The sequence below is a fragment of the Variovorax sp. Soil_C_12 genome, from assembly GCF_057657375.1.
In genome coordinates this window covers 56840-76298 of sequence record NZ_JBDGIO010000006.1, presented here as the reverse complement: position 1 = coordinate 76298, position 19459 = coordinate 56840, and the positions used below count along the sequence as shown (strand labels likewise).

The window sequence follows — 19459 nt, the reverse complement described above, 5'->3', positions numbered from 1 at the left end:
CTTGCGAAGACGCTATCGATGGATGCTGTCCCCGCCCTCCCGCCCGCAGCTGTCGAAATCGTGGCGCTCAGCAAGCGCTACGCCGCCGGCGCGCCGCCCGCGGTCGACCAGATCGACCTGCGCATCGCCAGCGGCAGCTACTGCTGTCTGCTCGGGCCCTCGGGCTGCGGCAAGAGCACCACGCTGCGCATGGTGGCGGGGCATGAAACGGCGTCGGGCGGCGACATCCTGCTGGACAACCGCAACATCACTCACCTGCCGGCCGCGGCCCGCGGCACGGCCATGATGTTTCAGAGCTTCGCCCTCTTCCCGCACCTCTCGGCGCTCGACAACGTGGCCTTCAGCCTCAAGATGAAGGGCGTCTCGAAGGTCGAGCGGCACCGGCGCGCGGGCCAGCTGCTGGAACGCGTCGCCATGGGGCACCTGGCGCAGCGCAAGCCGGGCGAGCTTTCGGGCGGGCAGCAGCAGCGCGTGGCGCTGGCGCGCGCGCTCATCACGCAACCGCGCGTGCTGCTGCTCGACGAGCCGCTGTCCGCGCTCGACCCCTTCCTGCGCATCCAGATGCGCGCCGAGCTGCGGCGCTGGCAGAAGGAGCTGGGCCTGACCTTCATCCACGTCACGCACTCGCAGGAGGAAGCAATGGCGCTGGCCGACACCATGGTGGTCATGAACCACGGGCTGATCGAGCAGGTGGGCACGCCGCACCAGGTCTACAACCATCCGGCCAGCGAGTTCGTCGCCCGCTTCATGGGCGGGCACAACGTGTTGGAGACGCCTGCAGGGCTGATCGCGGTGCGCAACGACCACATGCAGATCGCGCCTGCCGCCACCGCCGAGCCCGGCCTCGCGGCCCGGATCACCGATGTCGAATACCAGGGCACCTACGTGCTGATCGGCCTGCAGCTCGAAGGCGCCGCGCCCGAGCGCAGCGGCGTCTCGGTGCTGCTGCCGGAGAAGGCCTTCGGGATGCATCCCTATGCGGTCGGCGACGCCGCGCGCCTGTCGTGGTCGCCGGCCGATGCGCGTCCGCTGGGCCCCGGCGCCGTCCGTCCCGAAGGCGAGCCGCCCGCCGGGCCGGTGTCGCGGCCCGCGCCCTTGTCCGCGCTCGCGGCGATGGCGGCCTGATTCCGCCCCCCTTTACCCAGTTCTTTATCGCGCCATCAGGAGCCCAACCATGTCCGAACCCATCGACTCGACCACCGGCAAAGGCGTGCAGCGCCGCGCGCTGCTGCAAGGCACCGCCGGCATCCTCGCCGCCGGCGTGTTCCCCGCCATCCACGCGCAGGAGAAGATCGTGCTGCGCTACCTCGGCACCGCGGTCAACCAGGACAAGGCGATCGCCGAGAAGTTCAAGGCCGACACCGGCATCGAGATCCAGTACGTGGCCGTCACCACTGACGACGTCACCAAGCGCGCCGTGACCGCGCCCAACAGCTTCGACCTGATCGACACCGAGTACTTCTCGCTGAAGAAGATCGTCCCCACGGGCAACCTCAAGGGCATCGACACCAAGAAGATCAAGAACGCCGACAAGATCACTTCGCTCTTCACCAAGGGCGAGGTGGCCGGCAAGAAGGTGGGCGACCAGGGCACGGCGCCGAAGAAGGTGATCTTCCTCGAGGGCGAGAAGAGCAAGGTGTTCGCCAAGTCGCCGACCCAGTTCATGTCGCTGATCCCGACCGTCTACAACGCCGACACGCTGGGCATCCGGCCCGACCTGATCAAGCGGCCGATCGACACCTGGGCCGAGTTGCTCAATCCCGAGTTCAAGGGCAAGGCCGCGATCCTCAACATCCCCTCCATCGGCATCATGGACGCGGCGATGGTGGTGGAGGCCAAGGGCATCCACAAGTACGCCGACAAGGGCAACATGAGCAAGGCCGAGATCGACCTCACGATCAAGACCCTGATCGAGGCCAAGAAGGCCGGCCAGTTCCGCGCGCTGTGGAAGGACTTCAACGAGTCGGTCAACCTGATGGCCTCCGGCGAGGTGGTGATCCAGTCGATGTGGTCGCCGGCCGTGACGGCCGTGCGCACCAAGGGCATCGCGTGCAACTTCCAGCCGCTGAAGGAAGGCTACCGCGCCTGGGCCGCGGGCTTCGGGCTGCCGGCCACGCTCTCGGGCCGCAAGCTCGACGGCGCCTACGAGTTCATCAACTGGTTCCTCGACGGCTGGGCCGGTGCGTACCTCAATCGGCAGGGCTACTACAGCGCGGTGCTGGAGACGGCCAAGGCCAAGATGGAGGCCTACGAGTGGGCCTACTGGATGGAGGGCAAGGCGGCGACACAGGACATCAAGAGCCCGAACGGCGATCTGCTGGCCAAGACCGGTGCGGTGCGCGACGGCGGCAGCTACGAGCAGCGCATGGGCGGCATCGCCTGCTGGAACGCCGTGATGGACGAGAACGAGTACATGGTGCGCAAGTGGAACGAGTTCGTCGCAGCGTGACTTTGGCTCGCCCCCAGGTCGCTGCGCACTTCGTGTCGCGACTCCCACCCCCGACCGGGGGCAACACCAGCGGCCCGGCAAAGCCGGTTCCGCGGTGTTCCCCGAAAGAGCCGCCTCTCGTCAGATCATGAGTTCTCCCACCAGCGCGCACACCGCCACCATGCCCGTGCACGCCATCAAGCCCTGGTGGCAGGCCGCCCCCTTCGCGGCGGTCTTCCTGCTCTTCTTCCTGATCCCCTTGACGCTGATCGCCATGGTCAGCCTCTGGAACTTCAACGAGTACGAGCTGATCCCGGCCCTCACGCTGCGCAACTACGCCGGCATCTTCGAGGGCTGCTCGCAGCTCACCGACAACGGCGACTTCTGCGTCACGTTGTCCACCTACCTCAGTACGCTCAAGTTCTGCCTGCTGGTCTGGGCGATCACCCTGCTGATCGGCTTCTCGGTCGCCTACTTCCTGGCCTTCCACGTGCGCTCTCCGGGCATGCAGACCTTGCTCTTCGTGCTGTGCACCGTGCCCTTCTGGACCTCGAACGTGATCCGCATGATCTCGTGGGTGCCGCTCCTGGGCCGCAACGGCCTGGTGAACCAGGGGCTGATGGGCCTGGGCCTGGTCGACACGCCGGTGGAGTGGCTGCTGTTCTCCGACTTCTCGGTGGTGCTGGCCTTCGTGCACCTCTACACGATGTTCATGATCGTGCCGATCTTCAACTCGATGATGCGCATCGACCGCGCTCTGCTCGAGGCCGCCAGCGACGCCGGCGCCTCCGGCTGGCAGACGCTGTGGAACGTGATCGTGCCGCTCTCGCGCACCGGCATCCTCATCGGCTCGATCTTCGTCATCACGATCGTGATGGGCGACTTCGTCACCATCGGCGTGATGGGCGGCCAGCAGATCGCCTCGGTTGGCAAGATCATCCAGGTCCAGACCTCCTACCTGCAGTTCCCGCTGGCGGCGGCCAACGCGATGATTCTGCTGGCCGTGGTGCTGATGATCATCTGGGGGCTCACGCGGCTCGTCGACATCCGCAAGGAGCTCTGAGGTGAGCACACGGATCGGCGAACAGCGCAGCCGCGGCTTCTGGCCGCTCGCGATCGTGTTCGCGCTCTTCGTGCTCTTTCTCTACGGGCCGATGATCACCATCTTCGTGCTGAGCTTCCAGGGGCCGGAGGGCGGCCTCACCTTTCCGCTGCGCGGCGTCTCGCTGCACTGGTTCCACAAGCTCGCCGAAGGCCTGGGCACGGTGGACATCGGCGCGGCCTTCCGGCGCTCGCTGATGCTGGGCACGGTGGTCATGCTCTTCACCGTCGCTCTCTCGGTGTTGGCGGGGCTGGCCTTCCGCAAGAAGCTCGCGGGCGGCAACGCGCTCTTCTTCGTCACGGTGGCGAGCCTGATCATGCCGTCGATCATCGTGTCGCTGGGCATCGGCCTGCAGTTCCGGCTGCTCGACAGCGGCATCAAGGGCGCATTGGCGGCACTGGATGCCAGCAACACGCTCGAAAACTACGGCACCGCGCTGGGTCTGCTGAGCTCCGCGCTGGGAGCCCATCTCACATGGACGCTGCCCTTCGGCCTGCTCATCATGTTCGCGGTCTTCAACCGCTTCAACCCGGCCTACGAAGAGGCCGCGCGCGACCTCGGCGCCACGCCATGGCAGAGCTTCCGCCACGTGGTGCTGCCGCTGATCGGGCCTTCGATCGTCGGCATCGGCATGTTCGGATTCACGCTCAGCTGGGACGAGATCGCGCGCACCTCGCAGGCCATCGGCGACGTCAACACCCTGCCGCTGGAGCTGCAGGGCCTGACCTCGACCGTGACCACGCCCGCCATCTACGCGCTGGGCACGGTCACCACCATCGTTTCCTTCGCGGTGATGGCGCTCGCACTCGGCAGCGCAGCCTGGCTGCGGCGGCGCGCCACGCGGCAACGGCGCTGATGACGTGGGCCGCCTGCTGATCATCAACCCCAACACCTCGGCAGTGGTGAGCGCGCTGCTGCAGCGCCATGTGCAGGGCGATGTGAGTCCGGCCCTGAAGGTGCACACCGTCACCGCCCGCTTCGGCGCGCCCTACATCGCCAGCGAGGCCAGCTACGCGGTGGCCCAGCATGCGGTGCTCGATGCCTGGGCTGCGGCGGTGGCGCGCGGGGAGCGGGCCGACGCGGTGCTCATCGGCTGCTTCGGCGACCCGGGCCTGTTCGCCCTGCGCGAGGCCTGCGGTGTGCCGGTAGGCGGCCTGGCGGAAGCCGCCTTCGCCGTCGCGGCCCGGCACGGGCGCTTCGCGGTGGTGACCGGCGGCGAGCGCTGGCGGCCGATGCTCGAACGCCTGGCCCTGGCGCTCGGCCACGCGTCCTCGCTGGCCGGCATCCACACGGTGGCGCCAAGCGGCGCCGAGCTTGCGGCCGACCCGGCCGGCGCCCAGGCATTGCTGACCGAAGCCTGCCTGGAGGCCGCCGCCCGCTTCGAGGCCCAGGCCGTGATCCTGGGCGGCGCCGGGCTGGCCGGCCTGGCCGCCGCCATCGCGCCCCGCCTTCCGGTGCCGCTGATCGACAGCGTGAGCGCCGGCGCGCGCTGGGCCATCGAGGCCGGGCGCACGGTGGCCGCTCCCCGGGCCGCCGGCATCGACGCGGCCTGGCAGGGCGTGTCCTGGGAGCTCGAGGCGCTGGCCGGGCGGCATCCCCACCCGTAGCGCGGACATCGGTCCGTGCCACCATGCCTTGCATGAGCACGTCGAACACAACCCGTCCCCCTCACCATGTCGAGCCCGTGGCGCTGGCCCGGCCGCGCGGCATCGACCAGATCGTCGCCGGCGTCTCCACCAGCGACGGCGATGGCGTCAAGCTCACGCGCGTGCTGCACCAGCCGCTGCAACAGCGGCTCGATCCCTACCTGATGCTCGACGCCTTCGGCAGCGACAACCCCGGCGACTACATCGGCGGCTTTCCCAGTCATCCGCACCGCGGCTTCGAGACCGTCACCTACATGATCGCCGGCCGCATGCGCCATCGCGACAGCGCCGGCCACGAGGGCCTGTTGGCCAACGGCGGCGTGCAGTGGATGACCGCTGGCCGCGGCCTGGTGCACAGCGAACTGCCGGAGCAGGAGGAAGGGCTGATGGAAGGCTTCCAGCTCTGGCTCAACCTGCCGGCCAAGGACAAGATGCGCGAACCCTGGTATCGCGACATCCAGAGCGAGGAGATCCCCGAGCTCGTCACGCCGGCCGGCGTGCATGTGCGCGTGATCGCGGGCGAGAGCCACGGCATTGCCGGCGCGGTGCAGCGCGAGCACACCGAGCCGCTCTACCTCGACCTCACGCTGCCGCCGGGCACCGAGTTCGCCCAGCCGCTGGCACCGGGGCGCAATGCGCTGCTCTACGTGTTCCGCGAATCGCTCTACGTCGGCAGCAGCGAGATCCCGACCAAGCGCATGGCCATCCTCGACAACGATCCGGACAGCGACGGGGTGCTGCTGCGCGCGCCGGCCTCCAACCACAGCCCGGCGCGGGCGCTGCTGATCGCGGGCAAGCCGTTGCACGAGCCGATCGCGCAGTACGGTCCCTTCGTCATGAACACGCGCGAGCAAGTGACGCAGGCCGTGCACGACTTCCAGAACGGCAAGCTCGGCTGAGCGGAACGGTGCCCAGGCAGGCTGTAGTCGCCCACCTACCGCAGCTTGCGCCTGTCTCGGCGGTGCCCAAGCGCCGCGCGCTGTGTAGATTGAGGCGATGACCGAAGTCCGAAAAGGCCAGGCGCCGCCACCCATCGAACGCACCAAGTTTCACGAACGCTTCATGCAGAGTTACAGCGACCCGGCCTATCGAGCCGAGTCGGAGGCGCTGGCGCGCATCGAGGTCATCGCCTGGGAGGCTTACCAGGAAGGCCGGAAAGCCCCCGTGACGCGCAAGGCGGGACCGGGCTATGCCGATCCCGAGTACGAACTTTCCGTCGACTGGCTGGAAGCGAAGGCGCGCATCGAGCGCGCGCAGGCCGCGTGGTCGAAGCCCGAAACGAAGTCGCGTGTGCTGCTCATCAACGGCTCCCCGCGCAACGACGGCACCTGCCCCGGCGAGATGTCGAAGACCTTCCGCCTGCTGCAGCTGGCGCGCGAGGTGCTCGAGGCGCAGCAAATCGACAGCGACGTGCTGGACCTCAGCGTGCTCACCTCCGACTACGGCCGCCACATCCATCCCTGCAAAGGCTGCGTCTCCACCGCGATGCCGCTGTGCCACTGGCCCTGCAGCTGCTACCCCAACCATGCGCTTCGGCAAACCGGCGACTGGATGAACGAGATCTACGAACGCTGGGTGGCGGCCCACGGCGTGATCATCTTCACGCCGACCCATTGGTACCAGTCCACCAGTCCGCTCAAGCTGATGGCCGACCGGCTGGTCTGCGCCGACGGCGGCAATCCCGACCCCACCTCCACCCATGGCAAGAAGGCCGACGAGGCCAAGGCCATCGAACTCAAGGGCTGGGACTACCCCAAGCACCTGGCGGGCCGCGCCTACGGCCTGGTGGTGCACGGCGACGTGGCCGGCGTGGAGAGCCTGCGGCGCAACCTCAGCGACTGGCTGGACTGGATGGGCCTGCTCGACGCCGGTGCCCAGGCGCGGCTGGACCGCTACCTCGGCTACTACGGCCCCTACGCCACCAGCCACGACGCCCTCGACCAGGACACCGGCTTGCAGGAAGAAGTGCGCAACGTCGCGCGCGCGGTCGCCCGCGCGGTGGGCGCGCTGCGCGCCGGCCGGCTCGCGCCGCCGGACGCCGGCCTCGAGCGCCCGCGGCCCAAGTAGAGGCCAGGGCCGAAACGGCCTGACATCTTTCTTTACGCCCGCCTCACGCATGCGCGACGGCGGCGACACAGAGCGCTTCCACACTTGCCTGACCTGCCGGCGTATCGGCAGGCTTCTTCGAAAGGAAGCACCCTCATGATCTCGTCTCGTCAGAAAAAGCTCATGGCCGGCCTGATCGCCTCGGCCGCCTTCGCCTGCAGCACCGGCTTCGCCCAGGGCTCCCCGTCCTCGACGGCCGCACCTGCCACGATCGCGCAGGCCGCCCCGGCCGATGCCAAGCCCGCTGCGCGCCCGCACATGGACCGCGCCCAGCGCATGGAGCGCATGCAGGCCAAGCGCACGCAACGCCTGGCCGAGCTCAAGCAGAAGCTCAAGCTCGAAGCCAGCCAGGAAGGCGCATGGAACAGCTTCACCGCCGCGCAGCAGCGGCCGGCTCGCCCGGCCGGCCAGGCCCGCATGGACCGCGCCGAGTTCGCCAAGCTGACGACGCCGCAGCGCCTGGAGCACATGCAGGCCCGCCAGGCCGAGCGCAGCGCACGCTTCGCCCAGCGCGTGGAGGCCACGCGCAGCTTCTATGCGACGCTGTCGCCGGCGCAGCAGAAGACCTTCGATGCGGAAACCGTGCACTTCGGCCATCGCGGCGGCCCCGGCCACCCGCATCACGGCCAGCGCGAACCCGCCAAGAGCTGAGCGCGGCACACGCCCATGAAAAAGCCCGCAGCAATCGCTGCGGGCTTTTTTCGCGACCACGGCACGCTTACTGCGGCGTTCCGGTCTTGTCGGTCGGGTTGGTCGGCACTTCCGGCCGCTCACCCCTTTCACCGAAGCGCGGCTTCACCTTGCGCGCATCCGCGCTCACCTCGGCACGCGACATCTCGCCCGTGGGCCGCGGCATCGCATTGGGCTGGCCGTTCACCGTGGTCGTCGCCTCGCCCTTGGGCACCGGGTTGTTGACGTTGTTGCGGTTGTGGGCCCGCGCTTCGTCCCTCACGGCCTCGCGCGAAGCGGGGTCGGTGCCGTCGGGCCGCTGGGTGGCGTTGGCCACGCCGCCCGGCACGCTCTTGGTGCTGGCCTGCCCGCCCTTGGCCGGGTCGGGCTGTGCCGGGACGCTGGTGGTCTGGCCGAAACTGGCGCCCGCCAGGCTCATCAGGCCAGTGAGCACCGCACTTGCAATCAAGGCTCTCTTCATGGTGATGTCCCCTTCAAGATTCAAACGGAAACGTGAGCCCTTGCTCGAGCTCCGAGTTCACCGTAGGAAGCCCCCGGCGCCCCCGATGTGGGGATCGGGCAGGCCCGCCTGTAGGAACCGGCCGCTGCCTTCCGCAAGCCTGCGAAGAAGGTGGCAAGCTCCTACAGCGATGCCGAGCACATCGCCTTACAACTGCCTTTGTGAAGCCCTCCACCCCCGCTGCAGGTACGGTTGCCTCGCCCACCTCGCTCAAGGTCATGACGGTGAACACCCACAAGGGCTTCACCGCGCTCAATCGCAAGTTCATCCTGCCGGAGCTGCGCGAAGCAGTCCGCACCGTCGGCGCCGACGTGGTGTTCCTGCAGGAGGTGCTGGGCACCCACTCGCGCCATTCGCGCAGGATCGACAACTGGCCGGAGGCGCCGCACTACGAGTTCCTGGCCGACACCATGTGGCCGCAGTTTGCCTATGGCCGCAACGCGGTCTATCCGAGGGGCCATCATGGCAACGCAGTGCTGTCGAAGTTCCCGATCATCCACTTCAAGAACCACGACGTGTCGATCGTCGGCCCTGAAAAGCGCGGGCTGCTGCACTGCGTGCTGCGGCTGCCGGGCCGCACAGTCGACGTGCATGCGATCTGCGCGCACCTGGGCCTGGCCGAGAACCACCGGCTGCAGCAGCTCGAGCTCCTGTGCCACATCGTGCGCGACGAAGTGCCGGCCGATGCGCCGCTGATCGTGGCCGGCGACTTCAACGACTGGCGCGGCCGCGCGCACGAGATCCTCCAGGAGGGCGCCGCACTGCGCGAGGTGTTCGTGCATGCCAACGGCAGCGCCGCGAAGACCTTCCCCTCGCGCTTCCCGCTGCTGCCGCTGGACCGCATCTACGTGCGCAACGCAGGCGTGCACGCCCCGGTCGTGCTGCCGCGCAAGCCCTGGTCGCACCTCTCGGACCATGCGCCGCTGGTGGCGGAGATCGAGCTCTGACGAAGAAACAGGATTCCTGCCATGGCCCAGCGCTGGACAACCGGCAACCGCGTGGAACTGCTCGAGAACGGCGAGCAGTTCTTTCCGCGCGTCTTCGAGGCCATCCGCACGGCCGAGCGCGAAGTGATCGTCGAGACCTTCATCCTGTTCGAGGACAAGGTCGGGCTCGCGCTGCACGAGGCGATGTGCGCGGCGGCGCAGCGTGGCGTGAAGGTGGACCTGATGATCGACGGCTTCGGCTCGCCCGACCTGTCCGACACTTTCGTCCAAAGCCTGGGCGCGGCCGGCGTGCGCGTGCGCGTGTTCGACCCGGGCCGCCAGTTCCTCGGCCAGCGCCTCAACCTGTTTCGCCGCATGCACCGCAAGATCACGGTGATCGACGGGCGGCTGGCCTTCGTGGGCGGCATCAACTTCTCCGCCGATCACGTGATGGACTTCGGCCCCAAGGCCAAGCAGGACTATGCCGTCGAGCTCGAAGGCCCGATCGTCTCGGAGATCCACCGCTTCGTGCTGCACGCCATCGCCGTGGGCAACAAGGGCGCCGGCTGGTTCCGGCGCCGTCTCGCGGCGGCACCGCCGACGGCCAACGCGGCGGCCGGCGATGCCGAGGCGCAGTTCGTCACGCGCGACAACCGACGCCACACCAACGACATCGAGCGCCATTACCTCGCCGCCATCCGTAGCGCGCGCCAGCGCATCGTGATCGCCAACGCCTACTTCTTCCCGGGCTACCGGCTCATCAAGGAGCTTCGGCGCGCGGCGCGGCGCGGCGTGGAGGTGAGCCTGATCCTGCAGGGCGAGCCGGACATGCCCATCGTCAAGGTCGGCGCCAGCATGCTCTACCACCACCTGTTGCATGCCGGCGTGCGCATCCACGAGTACTGTCAGCGCCCGTTGCACGGCAAGGTCGCGCTGGTGGACGATCGCTGGAGCACGGTCGGCTCCAGCAACCTCGACCCCCTGAGCCTGTCGCTCAATCTCGAGGCCAACGTGATCGTGCGCGATGCCGCCTTCACCGCACAGCTCAGCGAGCGGCTGGAACATCTGATGCGGCATCACTGCAAGAAGATCGACGTGGCCGATCTCAGCGAGTGGAGCGCCTGGCGGCTGGTGCGCAGCTTTTTCCTCTTCCACCTGCTGCGCTGGTATCCCTCCTGGGCCGGCTGGCTGCCGCGCCACGCGCCGCGACTCCATCCGCTGGCTGGCCAGGGGCCGCATGGCGGCGCGACGCGGACGGACAACGCATGAGCGGCAATGCGCGCCCCGTGTTGCGCAACGGCGTGCCGGTGCGCGGCATGGCGCGGCACGCGTGGTGGCCCTGGCTCAAGCGCATCGCGACCTGGAGCTTCTTCGGCCTCGTGGCCTGGCTGCTGGTGCGCCAGGCACGCACCATCGACTGGGGCGAGGTGCTGCAGGCCGTGGTCGAGATCCCGCTGCCGGCGTTGTTGGCCGCCCTGCTCGTGGCCGCCTGCAGCTTCGCGATCTACAGCACCTACGACCTGCTCGGCCGCCACATGACGGGCCACCGGCTGGGCACCGGCACGGTCATGGGCGTGACCTTCATCAGCTATGCCTTCAACCTCAACCTCGGATCGCTGATCGGCGGCGTCGCCTTCCGATACAGGCTCTATTCGCGCCACGGCCTGGACAACCTCACGATCACGCGCGTGCTCGGCTTCAGCATGCTGACCAACTGGCTCGGCTACCTGGTGGTGGCCGGCCTCGCCTTCTTCTTCTGGCCGATGGCGCTGCCGCCCGAGTGGAAGATCGAGGAGGACGGGCTGCGCATTCTCGGCGGCACGCTGATCGTGCTGGCGCTCGCCTACCTCATCCTCTGCGCGGTGGCGCGGGAGCACACCTGGGAATTGCGCGGGCACGAGCTGCAGACCCCGGCCCTCGGCATGGCGCTGCTGCAGCTCGTGATGTCCTGCACCAACTGGGCGCTGATCGGCGGCGTGATCTGGCTTCTGCTACAGCAGCAGCTGCCCTATCCGCAGGTGCTCGCCGTGTTGCTGGTGGCCGCGGTGGCGGGCGTGATTACGCACGTGCCGGCCGGGCTGGGCGTGCTGGAAGCGGTGTTCGTCGCGCTGCTGTCGCACCAGATCGCGACGGATCGCCTGCTGGGCGCACTGCTGGCCTATCGGGCGATCTACTACCTGCTGCCCTTGTGCATCGCGTCCGCCGCCTATTTCTTCACCGAGGTGCGTGTGCGGCACCGCCGGCGGCGGGCACGACAGCGCAGACCCTGACGCCGGTGGGGGCGCGTCGTCACTGTATATTCATCCAGTGGACATCCAGCAGAAGCTCGCCATCCTCGCCGACGCGGCCAAGTACGACGCGTCCTGCGCTTCCAGCGGCGGCGCGAAACGCGACTCCACCGGCGGCCGCGGGATGGGCTCCACCGACGGCCACGGCATCTGCCACAGCTTTACGCCCGACGGCCGCTGCGTCTCGCTGCTCAAGGTGCTGCTCACCAACTATTGCGGCTACGACTGCCTCTACTGCGTCAACCGCGTCAGCAGCAACGTGGCGCGCGCCCGCTTCTCGGTCGACGAAGTGGTGGCGCTGACGCTCGACTTCTACCGCCGCAACTGCATCGAGGGACTGTTTCTGAGCTCGGGGATCATCCGCAGCCCCGACTACACCATGGAGCAGGTCATCGAGGTCGCGCGTGTGCTGCGAGAGACACACGACTTCCGCGGCTACATCCATCTCAAGACCATTCCGGACGCGGCGCCCGAGCTGCTGCAGCGCGCCGGCCGCTACGCCGACCGGCTGAGCATCAACATCGAGCTGCCGACGGTGCAAGGCCTGGCCTCGCTCGCCCCCGAAAAAAGCGCCCAGGCCATCCGCCGCTCGATGGCGCGGCTGCGCACGCAGATCGACCAGGCACGCGCGGAGTCGAAAGAGGCAGCGCCCGCCAAGCCCGTCTCGATGCCCGGCGTACCGCCCCGCCGCAGTGCGCCCGCACCGTTCGCGCCCGCGGGGCAAAGCACCCAGATGATCGTCGGCGCGGACGCCGCCGACGATCGCTCCATCCTCTCGACCAGCGCCGGGCTGTACGGCGCCTACGGCCTGCGCCGCGTGTACTACTCTGCGTTCAGCCCCATTCCCGACGCCTCCTCGTCCTTGCCGCTGCAGGCTCCACCGCTGGCGCGCGAGCACCGCCTCTACCAGGCCGACTGGCTGATGCGCTACTACGGCTTCTCGCACGAGGAGATCGTTCCGGCGCAGGGCGGCATGCTCCGGCTCGATCTCGATCCCAAGCTCGCATGGGCGCTCGCACATCCCGAACGCTTTCCGGTGGACCTGAACCGGCAGCCGCGCGAGATGCTGTTGCGGGTGCCGGGACTCGGCGTCAAGGCCGTCGACCGCCTGCTCGCCGCGCGCCGCGTGCGGCGGCTGCGCAGCGAGGACCTGCGCCGGTTGCGCGTTCCGTTGTCCACCGTGATGTCGTTCGTCATCACCGAGGACCATCGACCCGGCCGCAAACTCGAGGCCGCCGACATCGCCGCCCGCTTCAAGCCTGCGCCGGTTCAGGCCTCGCTGTTTTCCGGCTGAAGACCTACAACACGTCTGCCCCCCGCTCCCTACCCTGCAGCATGGCGCATCAGCTCGTCACGCTGGACAGCGAGACCGATTGGCCGGGCTTCCGGCGCCAGGCCCGCATGCTGATGGCTCGTCTCGTACCCCCCGATCAGGTGAGCTGGTGCACGCGCGACGGCAGCAGCACCTGCGAACTCTTCGACGAGGCACCGCCCGCAACGCAGTGCGTGTACACGGGCGCGGAAGCCCTCCTGGTACCGGCCTCCTTTCTTTCGCTGTGCGAATTCGTGATCCTGCATGCCGATCCGGCGCGCTTCGCGATGCTCTATCGGCTGCTGTGGCGCCTGGTGCGCGAGCCCGGCTTGCGCCACGATCCGCTCGATGCAGACTGCCTGAGGATCCGCCGCATGGCGCAGGCGGTGCGAAACGACATGCATCGCATGAAGGCCTTCGTCCGATTCCGCACGGTTCAGGAACCGGGTTCGGATGCGCCGCTGCATGTGGCGTGGTTCGAGCCCGAGCACCACATCGTGGAGGCGGTCGCGCCATTTTTCGTGCAACGCTTCACCCAGATGCGCTGGGCCATCTTCACGCCCGAGTGCAGCTTGCGCTGGGATGGGGCGGTGCTCGAATGCGGCCCCGGCGCATCGCGCGATCAGGGGCCGCCGCCCGACGCGGGCGAGCGCCTGTGGCTCACCTACTACCGCCATGTCTTCAATCCGGCACGCCTCAAGCTTGCCAGCATGCAGCGGCACATGCCGCGAGGCTACTGGCACAACCTGCCGGAAGCCCCGCTCATCGACGCGCTGGCACGCGACGCCACATCGCGCAGCGAACGCATGATCGAAGCCGCGCCGACCACGCCCCTGCGCCGAATCCCCCTTGCCGCATGCGGCGCAAGACCCACGGAGCTTGCCATGCCCGACGCCCCTTCATCGCCCGAACTCCCCGAGGACCCCGAGCGGGCCCTGGAAGCACTCCACCAGGCCACGGACCGCTGCCGCGAATGCCCGATCGGCGAGCACGCCACGCAATCGGTGTTCGGTGAAGGGCCCGTCGGCGCCACCGTGATGGTGGTCGGCGAGCAGCCCGGCGACCAGGAGGACCTGCAGGGCCGCCCCTTCGTGGGCCCGGCTGGCCGGCTGTTGGACAAGGCCGTGGAGGACCTGGGCTGGTCGCGCGATCGGCTTTATGTGACCAACGCGGTCAAGCACTTCAAGTTCGAGCTGCGCGGCAAGCGGCGCATGCACAAGACGCCGGCCCAGCGCGAGGTCGCCGCCTGCCTGCACTGGCTCGAAAGCGAGATCGCCCAGGTGCGCCCCCAGGCCCTCATCGCGCTCGGCGCCACCGCCTCGCGCGCCCTGCTCGGGCGGCCGGTCGCGGTCATGCGCGAGCGGGGCCATTGGCACACCGACGCGCGCGGCCTGCCGGTGCTGGTCACGCTGCATCCATCAGCCCTGCTGAGGGGCGATCCGGAGCAGCGCGAATCGGCCTATGAACAGTGGTTGAAAGACCTCGCAGTCGCCAACGAATACCTGGCCGCGCGCAAGCGCTCCCGTCAGAAGCGATAGAGGTAGCGGACCTTGTAGAAATTCTCCCCGGGGTTCGGCTTTCTGATGCCCGCGTTCGAAAAATGCTGGACCCGCAGCGACAGCTCATGCTCCCCGCGCGTGCCGAAGCTGTGGCCGATGCCCAGCTGCTCGGTGAACTGGAAGCGCGTGCTGAAGCTGCGGTCGGGCGACTCGTAGCGGTCGTTCATCGAAGTGACGCCGAGGCCCGCCTCGAAGAACCACGGCGAGGCGCCCTCGTCGAAGCGAAAGCGCCAGCCCGCGATGGCGCCCAGCTGCGAGAAGTTGTGATAGCCATCCCGGGCGACGGTGGGCGCACGCCACTGGCTCAGGAACAGGTCCGCATAGGCCGTCACCCGAGTGCCCCACACGAGATGCTGCGCACCCCAGGGCAGGACCGCGCCGATCGTCAGCGACCGGGTGCTGGTGTCGTTGTGCGGCGCGCGGCCGGCATCGAAGTAGAAGGCGGGGTTGCCATCCTCGAAGGCGGAGGCGGCGAGAGAGAGCGACAAGAGTCCCGCACACAGCAGAACCTTGACGCAGGACAGATTTTTATTAGGCATTTTCGAACAGCACCTGCGACGAACGAAAACGGTGACTACCATCGCCGCCTTACAGCAGACGGACGAGGGAGGGTCGCCGCGACGGAAGATAGGAAATCTTCTCTCAAATTTTGCCGCGCTGCCGCAGAAGCCGTCGATGAGCCTATAGTGCATCTCAGCTCATTCGTATGACGTTCATGTCCGCAGCCCTCTCCTCCCCCCGCTTCTTCAACCCGTTCATGCTGTGGGTCGACGTGGCCCTCAAGACGCAGGAGATGCTGCTGTACTCCAGCTCCGTGATCCAGCTGCGCACCGGGCTCATGGCCAAGGCCGGCTTGGTGCCGAGCGACGCGGACCTTGCCGAGATGCAGCTCATGGGCCACGAGAAGCTGGCGGCGGCCACCGAGTCGGGCTCCGCGATCGCCAACCAGCTGCACAGCACCCAGTTCGCCCTGGTCAATCGCGCCGTCCGGCAGTGGCTGGGCGGCGCCGTTGCGCTGGTCTCGCTCGCCACCAGCACCACGCCGGCGCAGATCGCGACGCACGGCCGCGCGCTCGCGGTTGCGGCCACGCGTTCGGCCGCCACGCTGAGCCAGCTGTCGAGCGCCGGCGCGCGCATCGCGCAGCGCGGCCTCAAGCCGATCCACGCCAAGGCGAGCGCCAATGCCCTGCGGCTCGCCGGGCCACAGGCCTGAACGCGCGCCGGGTCGCGGCGCAAAAAAACTGCCCTCACCCAAGCTTCGCGTAGCGCGAGGCTTGCTAGCCTTGGGCTCATGCGGATCTCGGAACTCGCTCGCCGCGCCGGCGTCACGGTGCATGCACTGCGCCACTACGAGAGGCTGGGCCTGCTGCTGCCGGCCCGCAGTGCCTCGGGCTATCGCGACTATCCCGAGTCGATGCGACGCGAAGTGGTGTTCATCGCGATGGCGCGGCGCATCGGCTTCTCGCTGCCCGCCATTGCCGAATTGCTGCCGGCCTACCGCGCCGGCCGCCTGAGCATCACGCGCATGACCGATGCGCTGGAGGAGCGCGCGGCCGCCCTCGACCAGGAGATCGCCCGGCTGCAGGCATTGCGCACGCAGGTGATCGAGCACGCGGACTGGCTGCGGGCGCAACGCCCGCAGCGCGCCGCGACCCCCTCGAAGAAAGCGAAACAGGCGCCCTGGCCGGGCGCCAAGGAGAAGCGACGATGAACGACAACCCCCAACTCCAGCGGGTCGAACAAGCCGTGCTCGCCATGCCGATGGCGCGCACGCTGGGCCTGCGCTTCACACAGCTCGCGGCCGGCGAGGTCGAGATCGAGCTGCCGATCACCGAGGCCCTCAGCTTCAGCCCGGGCCGCCTGCAGGCCACCGCAGTGTTCGCAGCGGCAGACTTCGCCGCCGTGTCGGCGGCCGGCAGCGTGCTGCCCGAGGGCTGGCGCAACGCCACGGTGGACGCCACGCTGAAGCTGGTGGCTCCCGCTGCCGGCCGCGCCGTGCGGGCGCGCGGGCGCGTGGTGCATGGCGGCCAGCTGCTCACCGTGTGCGCGGCGGAGGTCTACGCTGTGGCCCCGGAGGGCGGCGAGACGCTGTGCGCCACGCTGCTGGCGACGGCGCGCAACATCCGGCCCGACTGAGGGCGTCCACGCCCTCGTTCAGGGCTGCTCCGGCACCAGCCTCAGCAGCGTGATCTCCGAGGGCGCGCCGAAGCGCTTGGGCGGCCCCCAGTACCCGGTGCCGCGGCTCGTGTAGACCCACATCTCGCGCAGCCGGTGCAGCCCGGCGGTGAAGGGCTGCTGCAGCGGCACGAACAGGTTCCACGGAAAGAATTGCCCGCCGTGCGTGTGGCCCGAGAGCTGCAGCTGGTAGCCCGCCTCGGCCGCGGCCGGCGCACTGCGCGGCTGGTGCGCAAGCAGCAGCCGGGTGCGCACCAGCGGCGGCGCATTGTTCAGCGCACCCTGTGGGTCGCTGGCATGGGCGGCATCGAAATGCGCCGCGGTGTAGTCGGTCACGCCGGCTACCACCAGGGCGCTGTCGAGCACCTCCTCGTCGGTCTGCGCGCCCTTCACGTTGCGCGTCTGCAGCACCACATGCTCGTTGAGCAGCACGCGCAGGCCCAGGCGCCGAAGCTCGTCGATCCAGGCGTGGGCGCCGGCGTAGTACTCGTGGTTGCCGGTCACCACGAAAGTGCCGTGGCGCGCGCGCAGGCCGGCCAGCGGCGCCACATGCTCACGCAGCTCGGCCACGGTGCCGTCGACCAGGTCGCCCGTGATCGCGACCATGTCGGCGCCCAGCCGGTTGACCGCATCGACGATCCGCTGGATGTAGCCGCGCCGGATGGTCGGGCCCACGTGGATGTCGCTGAGCTGGGCGATGGTGAAGCCCTCGAGGCCCGCGGGCAGGCCGCGGATCGGCACGTCGACGCGCACCACGCTGGCGGTGCGCCGGGCGTTGAAGAAGCCGATCAGAGTGACCAGCGTCGCGAGCAGCGCCACGGCCGCCGCGCTCCAGGACTGCGCGCCCGGGCTATCGATCGACCCGCCACCGACCAGGGCGAGCGCCCAGGCCAGCAGCAGGCCTGCATCGCGCACCAGCGTGAGCACGAAGATCGAGGAGAACCAGCCCATGCTCAGCAGGCCCAGCCATTTCCAGCCATGGGCCAGTGCCGGACGCCCGGCGCCGCCGCGCGCACCGATGAAGGGCAGCGGCATGGTCGCGGCCGACAGCAACAGCGCGGCCAGCAGCAGCGGCCAGGCGCTGGTGAGGCTCGCCAGCGCAGGCAGAAGCCGCAGGCCTATGTAGACATGCAGCAGCGTGACGAGGAGTGTGAGGGGGCGAAGCGGCATCGAGGCCTTGGACGGTAGCGAAGCACCAGCAGCGCATGTGGGCCCTTGTAGCGCCGCATTCAAGGCGCGTGCCAGCAAAAAGTAACGGTCCGTTCCAGAGCAACCTCACTCGATCACGAAGGCCAGTGCCACAGCGCCCAGCGCCAGGATGGCGAGGCCGGCCAGGAACAGCAGCTCGGCACGGCGCTCGTGACGCGGCCCCTGGTGGCGCGAACGTATCGAGGCGAACGAAAGCACCGCACTCGCGAGGAAGACCAGGGCGTCGAAGGCCAGCAGCTTGTCGATCAGCACGCCCGAACGGCCGTTGCGGCGCAGCCGGCCGATCGAGAGCACCGTCATGCACACCCCGACCATCGTGGCCGAGGTCGGCAGGATGTGGGCCGAGAGGCCCCGAGGCTCCTCGGGCCGTGGCTCACGAATGCGCACTGACGTCGGTGCCGGCGGGCCAGAGGAAGAGCGTGCGGGTCGGGCTGCCGGCGTGGATCTCGACCGTCTGCTTCAGCGTGCGGCCGGCCAGCGTGGCTTCCACCTCGTAGCGGCCGGGTTCCAGGCGCGCCACCATGAAGGGGCCTTCCGCGTTGACCTGCGACAGCAGCGCGCGGCCCGCGGCATCCCGCACCGTGATGGCGACATCGGCCGCGAAGTCGGAGCGGGTGCCGTCCTTGATCGCGAACTCGAAGGTGGCCGGCCAGCGCGGCGCCACCGTCTGCATCAGCGCGGCTTCGTCGCTGCTGATGCCCCCGCTCATGTACTCGATGCCATTGGCCATGTGGATCGGCGGGTTGTAGGCCGCATGCGCCGCCAGCGCACCCAGAAGCGACGCGCCGCCAAACGCCAGGGCGGCCACCGGCCGCCAGAAACGGGTTGTGTTCATAGCCATGTCCTTGCTCGGGTTGGGAAGAGGAGGCGAAGCGGTTCGCCCCACGCCCGGGACTATGGGCGGCCAGCCTTAGATCAACCTGAACTTCGGTGGCGTGCTGCCGCCGGCGCGCTGCGTCAGTCGCTGGTGCGCGCAGCTGCCTGCTGCTCCGCCCTGCGCGGGCCGCCGGCATTGGCGAAATCGACGTTGGAAGGCCAGACGAACACGGCCCGCGAAGCGACGCCGTTGAACACGGTCAGCGGCTGCTTCAGCGTGACCCCGGCCAGCGTGGCCTCGATTTCGTAAGCGCCGGGATCGAGTCGCGCCAGCATGAAGGGGGCGCCCGCAACGGCTTGCATGATCGGGCGGCCGGTATAGCGCTCACGCACCACCACCGCCACATCGTCAGGCACCTCGCCGGGCTTGGCGCGGTTGACCGAGAACTCCAGCGTGGCCGCCCAGCGCGGCGACACCATGCGCATGAACGCCGCCTCGTCGCTGCTCTTGCCGCCGCACATGTACTCGATGCCTTGGGTCATCAGGATCGGCGGGTTCGACGGCAGCGCCTGCGCCGATGTCCATGCACCAAGGAAGACCCATGCCGCCAGGGGCCACCCGATCCGGTTCGCTTTCATGCTGCTGTCCTCGCTCCAAAAACGGCGTCCAATCGGCCGAAATTCTTGCTTAGCAAGAGTCGGG

22 protein-coding genes are annotated in these 19459 nt (G+C 68.8%); 16 read left to right on the top strand and 6 right to left on the bottom strand.

Annotated features, from left to right (window positions below):
- Window positions 1–18: 18 nt before the first annotated feature.
- From AC3A6X_RS17410 to AC3A6X_RS17375, 8 genes are all read left to right on the top strand, one after another.
- Window positions 19–1125, top strand: a complete 1107-nt coding sequence (locus AC3A6X_RS17410) for an ABC transporter ATP-binding protein (protein WP_487843362.1) — start codon at window positions 19–21, stop codon at window positions 1123–1125.
- Window positions 1126–1174: 49 nt separating this feature from the next.
- Window positions 1175–2449, top strand: a complete 1275-nt coding sequence (locus tag AC3A6X_RS17405) for an ABC transporter substrate-binding protein (RefSeq protein ID WP_487843361.1) — start codon at window positions 1175–1177, stop codon at window positions 2447–2449.
- A 127-nt stretch (window positions 2450–2576) separates the two neighbouring features.
- On the top strand, window positions 2577–3491 hold the full coding sequence (locus tag AC3A6X_RS17400; RefSeq protein WP_487843360.1) for an ABC transporter permease: 915 nt from the start codon (window positions 2577–2579) through the stop codon (window positions 3489–3491).
- A gap of 1 nt (window position 3492) precedes the next feature.
- Window positions 3493–4386 carry an ABC transporter permease gene (locus tag AC3A6X_RS17395; protein WP_487843359.1) on the top strand — a complete coding sequence of 298 codons (894 nt, stop codon included), beginning with the start codon at window positions 3493–3495 and terminating at the stop codon, window positions 4384–4386.
- A gap of 4 nt (window positions 4387–4390) precedes the next feature.
- Entirely contained in the window at window positions 4391–5137 is a 747-nt protein-coding gene (locus AC3A6X_RS17390) for an aspartate/glutamate racemase family protein (protein WP_487843358.1), read from the top strand.
- A 32-nt stretch (window positions 5138–5169) separates the two neighbouring features.
- Window positions 5170–6075 (top strand): pirin family protein, encoded by a 906-nt coding sequence (locus AC3A6X_RS17385; protein WP_487843357.1) that lies wholly within the window; start codon window positions 5170–5172, stop codon window positions 6073–6075.
- 97 nt (window positions 6076–6172) lie between these two features.
- On the top strand, window positions 6173–7243 hold the full coding sequence (locus AC3A6X_RS17380; protein ID WP_487843356.1) for a flavodoxin family protein: 1071 nt from the start codon (window positions 6173–6175) through the stop codon (window positions 7241–7243).
- A 135-nt stretch (window positions 7244–7378) separates the two neighbouring features.
- Window positions 7379–7933 carry a Spy/CpxP family protein refolding chaperone gene (locus AC3A6X_RS17375; RefSeq protein WP_487843355.1) on the top strand — a complete coding sequence of 185 codons (555 nt, stop codon included), beginning with the start codon at window positions 7379–7381 and terminating at the stop codon, window positions 7931–7933.
- A 67-nt stretch (window positions 7934–8000) separates the two neighbouring features.
- Here AC3A6X_RS17375 and AC3A6X_RS17370 read toward each other — a convergent pair whose 3' ends face one another.
- Window positions 8001–8432: a serine/threonine protein kinase gene (locus AC3A6X_RS17370; RefSeq protein ID WP_487843354.1), complete on the bottom strand. Its 432-nt coding sequence runs from the start codon at window positions 8430–8432 to the stop codon at window positions 8001–8003.
- Between the two features lie 257 nt (window positions 8433–8689).
- Between AC3A6X_RS17370 and AC3A6X_RS17365 the strand changes: the two genes are divergently transcribed.
- The 5 genes from AC3A6X_RS17365 to AC3A6X_RS17345 are packed head-to-tail and all read left to right on the top strand — an operon-like array spanning window position 8690 to window position 14535.
- Window positions 8690–9418 (top strand): endonuclease/exonuclease/phosphatase family protein, encoded by a 729-nt coding sequence (locus tag AC3A6X_RS17365; protein ID WP_487843692.1) that lies wholly within the window; start codon window positions 8690–8692, stop codon window positions 9416–9418.
- 21 nt (window positions 9419–9439) lie between these two features.
- Window positions 9440–10666 (top strand): cardiolipin synthase ClsB, encoded by a 1227-nt coding sequence (clsB, locus tag AC3A6X_RS17360; protein WP_487843353.1) that lies wholly within the window; start codon window positions 9440–9442, stop codon window positions 10664–10666.
- On the top strand, window positions 10663–11667 hold the full coding sequence (locus AC3A6X_RS17355; protein WP_487843352.1) for a lysylphosphatidylglycerol synthase domain-containing protein: 1005 nt from the start codon (window positions 10663–10665) through the stop codon (window positions 11665–11667). The genes clsB and AC3A6X_RS17355 overlap by 4 nt, the downstream gene beginning before the upstream one ends.
- Before the next feature lie 37 nt (window positions 11668–11704).
- Entirely contained in the window at window positions 11705–12979 is a 1275-nt protein-coding gene (locus AC3A6X_RS17350; protein WP_487843351.1) for a putative DNA modification/repair radical SAM protein, read from the top strand.
- Between the two features lie 41 nt (window positions 12980–13020).
- A complete protein-coding gene (locus AC3A6X_RS17345) occupies window positions 13021–14535 on the top strand; it encodes a UdgX family uracil-DNA binding protein (protein ID WP_487843350.1) in 1515 nt (504 codons plus the stop codon).
- On the opposite strand, the gene AC3A6X_RS17340 is transcribed toward AC3A6X_RS17345, so the two are convergent.
- On the bottom strand, window positions 14523–15095 hold the full coding sequence (locus tag AC3A6X_RS17340) for an acyloxyacyl hydrolase (RefSeq protein ID WP_487843349.1): 573 nt from the start codon (window positions 15093–15095) through the stop codon (window positions 14523–14525). The two genes, AC3A6X_RS17345 and AC3A6X_RS17340, sit on opposite strands and share 13 nt — an antisense overlap.
- Window positions 15096–15271: 176 nt before the next feature.
- Between AC3A6X_RS17340 and AC3A6X_RS17335 the strand changes: the two genes are divergently transcribed.
- From AC3A6X_RS17335 to AC3A6X_RS17325, 3 genes are all read left to right on the top strand, one after another.
- Entirely contained in the window at window positions 15272–15769 is a 498-nt protein-coding gene (locus tag AC3A6X_RS17335) for a polyhydroxyalkanoate granule-associated phasin (RefSeq protein ID WP_487843348.1), read from the top strand.
- A gap of 78 nt (window positions 15770–15847) precedes the next feature.
- Window positions 15848–16267 (top strand): MerR family transcriptional regulator, encoded by a 420-nt coding sequence (locus AC3A6X_RS17330; protein WP_487843347.1) that lies wholly within the window; start codon window positions 15848–15850, stop codon window positions 16265–16267.
- Window positions 16264–16692, top strand: coding sequence for a PaaI family thioesterase (locus tag AC3A6X_RS17325; RefSeq protein ID WP_487843346.1), 429 nt, complete (start codon window positions 16264–16266; stop codon window positions 16690–16692). The genes AC3A6X_RS17330 and AC3A6X_RS17325 overlap by 4 nt, the downstream gene beginning before the upstream one ends.
- Window positions 16693–16710: 18 nt before the next feature.
- Here AC3A6X_RS17325 and AC3A6X_RS17320 read toward each other — a convergent pair whose 3' ends face one another.
- The 4 genes from AC3A6X_RS17320 to AC3A6X_RS17305 all read right to left on the bottom strand — a co-directional run bounded on the left by AC3A6X_RS17320 (window position 16711) and on the right by AC3A6X_RS17305 (window position 19395).
- Window positions 16711–17901 carry a metallophosphoesterase gene (locus tag AC3A6X_RS17320; protein ID WP_487843345.1) on the bottom strand — a complete coding sequence of 397 codons (1191 nt, stop codon included), beginning with the start codon at window positions 17899–17901 and terminating at the stop codon, window positions 16711–16713.
- A gap of 105 nt (window positions 17902–18006) precedes the next feature.
- On the bottom strand, window positions 18007–18327 hold the full coding sequence (locus AC3A6X_RS17315) for a hypothetical protein (RefSeq protein ID WP_487843344.1): 321 nt from the start codon (window positions 18325–18327) through the stop codon (window positions 18007–18009).
- Entirely contained in the window at window positions 18314–18775 is a 462-nt protein-coding gene (locus AC3A6X_RS17310) for a peptidase associated/transthyretin-like domain-containing protein (RefSeq protein ID WP_487843343.1), read from the bottom strand. Before AC3A6X_RS17310 ends, AC3A6X_RS17315 begins: the two co-directional genes overlap by 14 nt.
- A gap of 122 nt (window positions 18776–18897) precedes the next feature.
- On the bottom strand, window positions 18898–19395 hold the full coding sequence (locus tag AC3A6X_RS17305) for a hypothetical protein (protein ID WP_487843342.1): 498 nt from the start codon (window positions 19393–19395) through the stop codon (window positions 18898–18900).
- Window positions 19396–19459 lie beyond the last annotated feature (64 nt).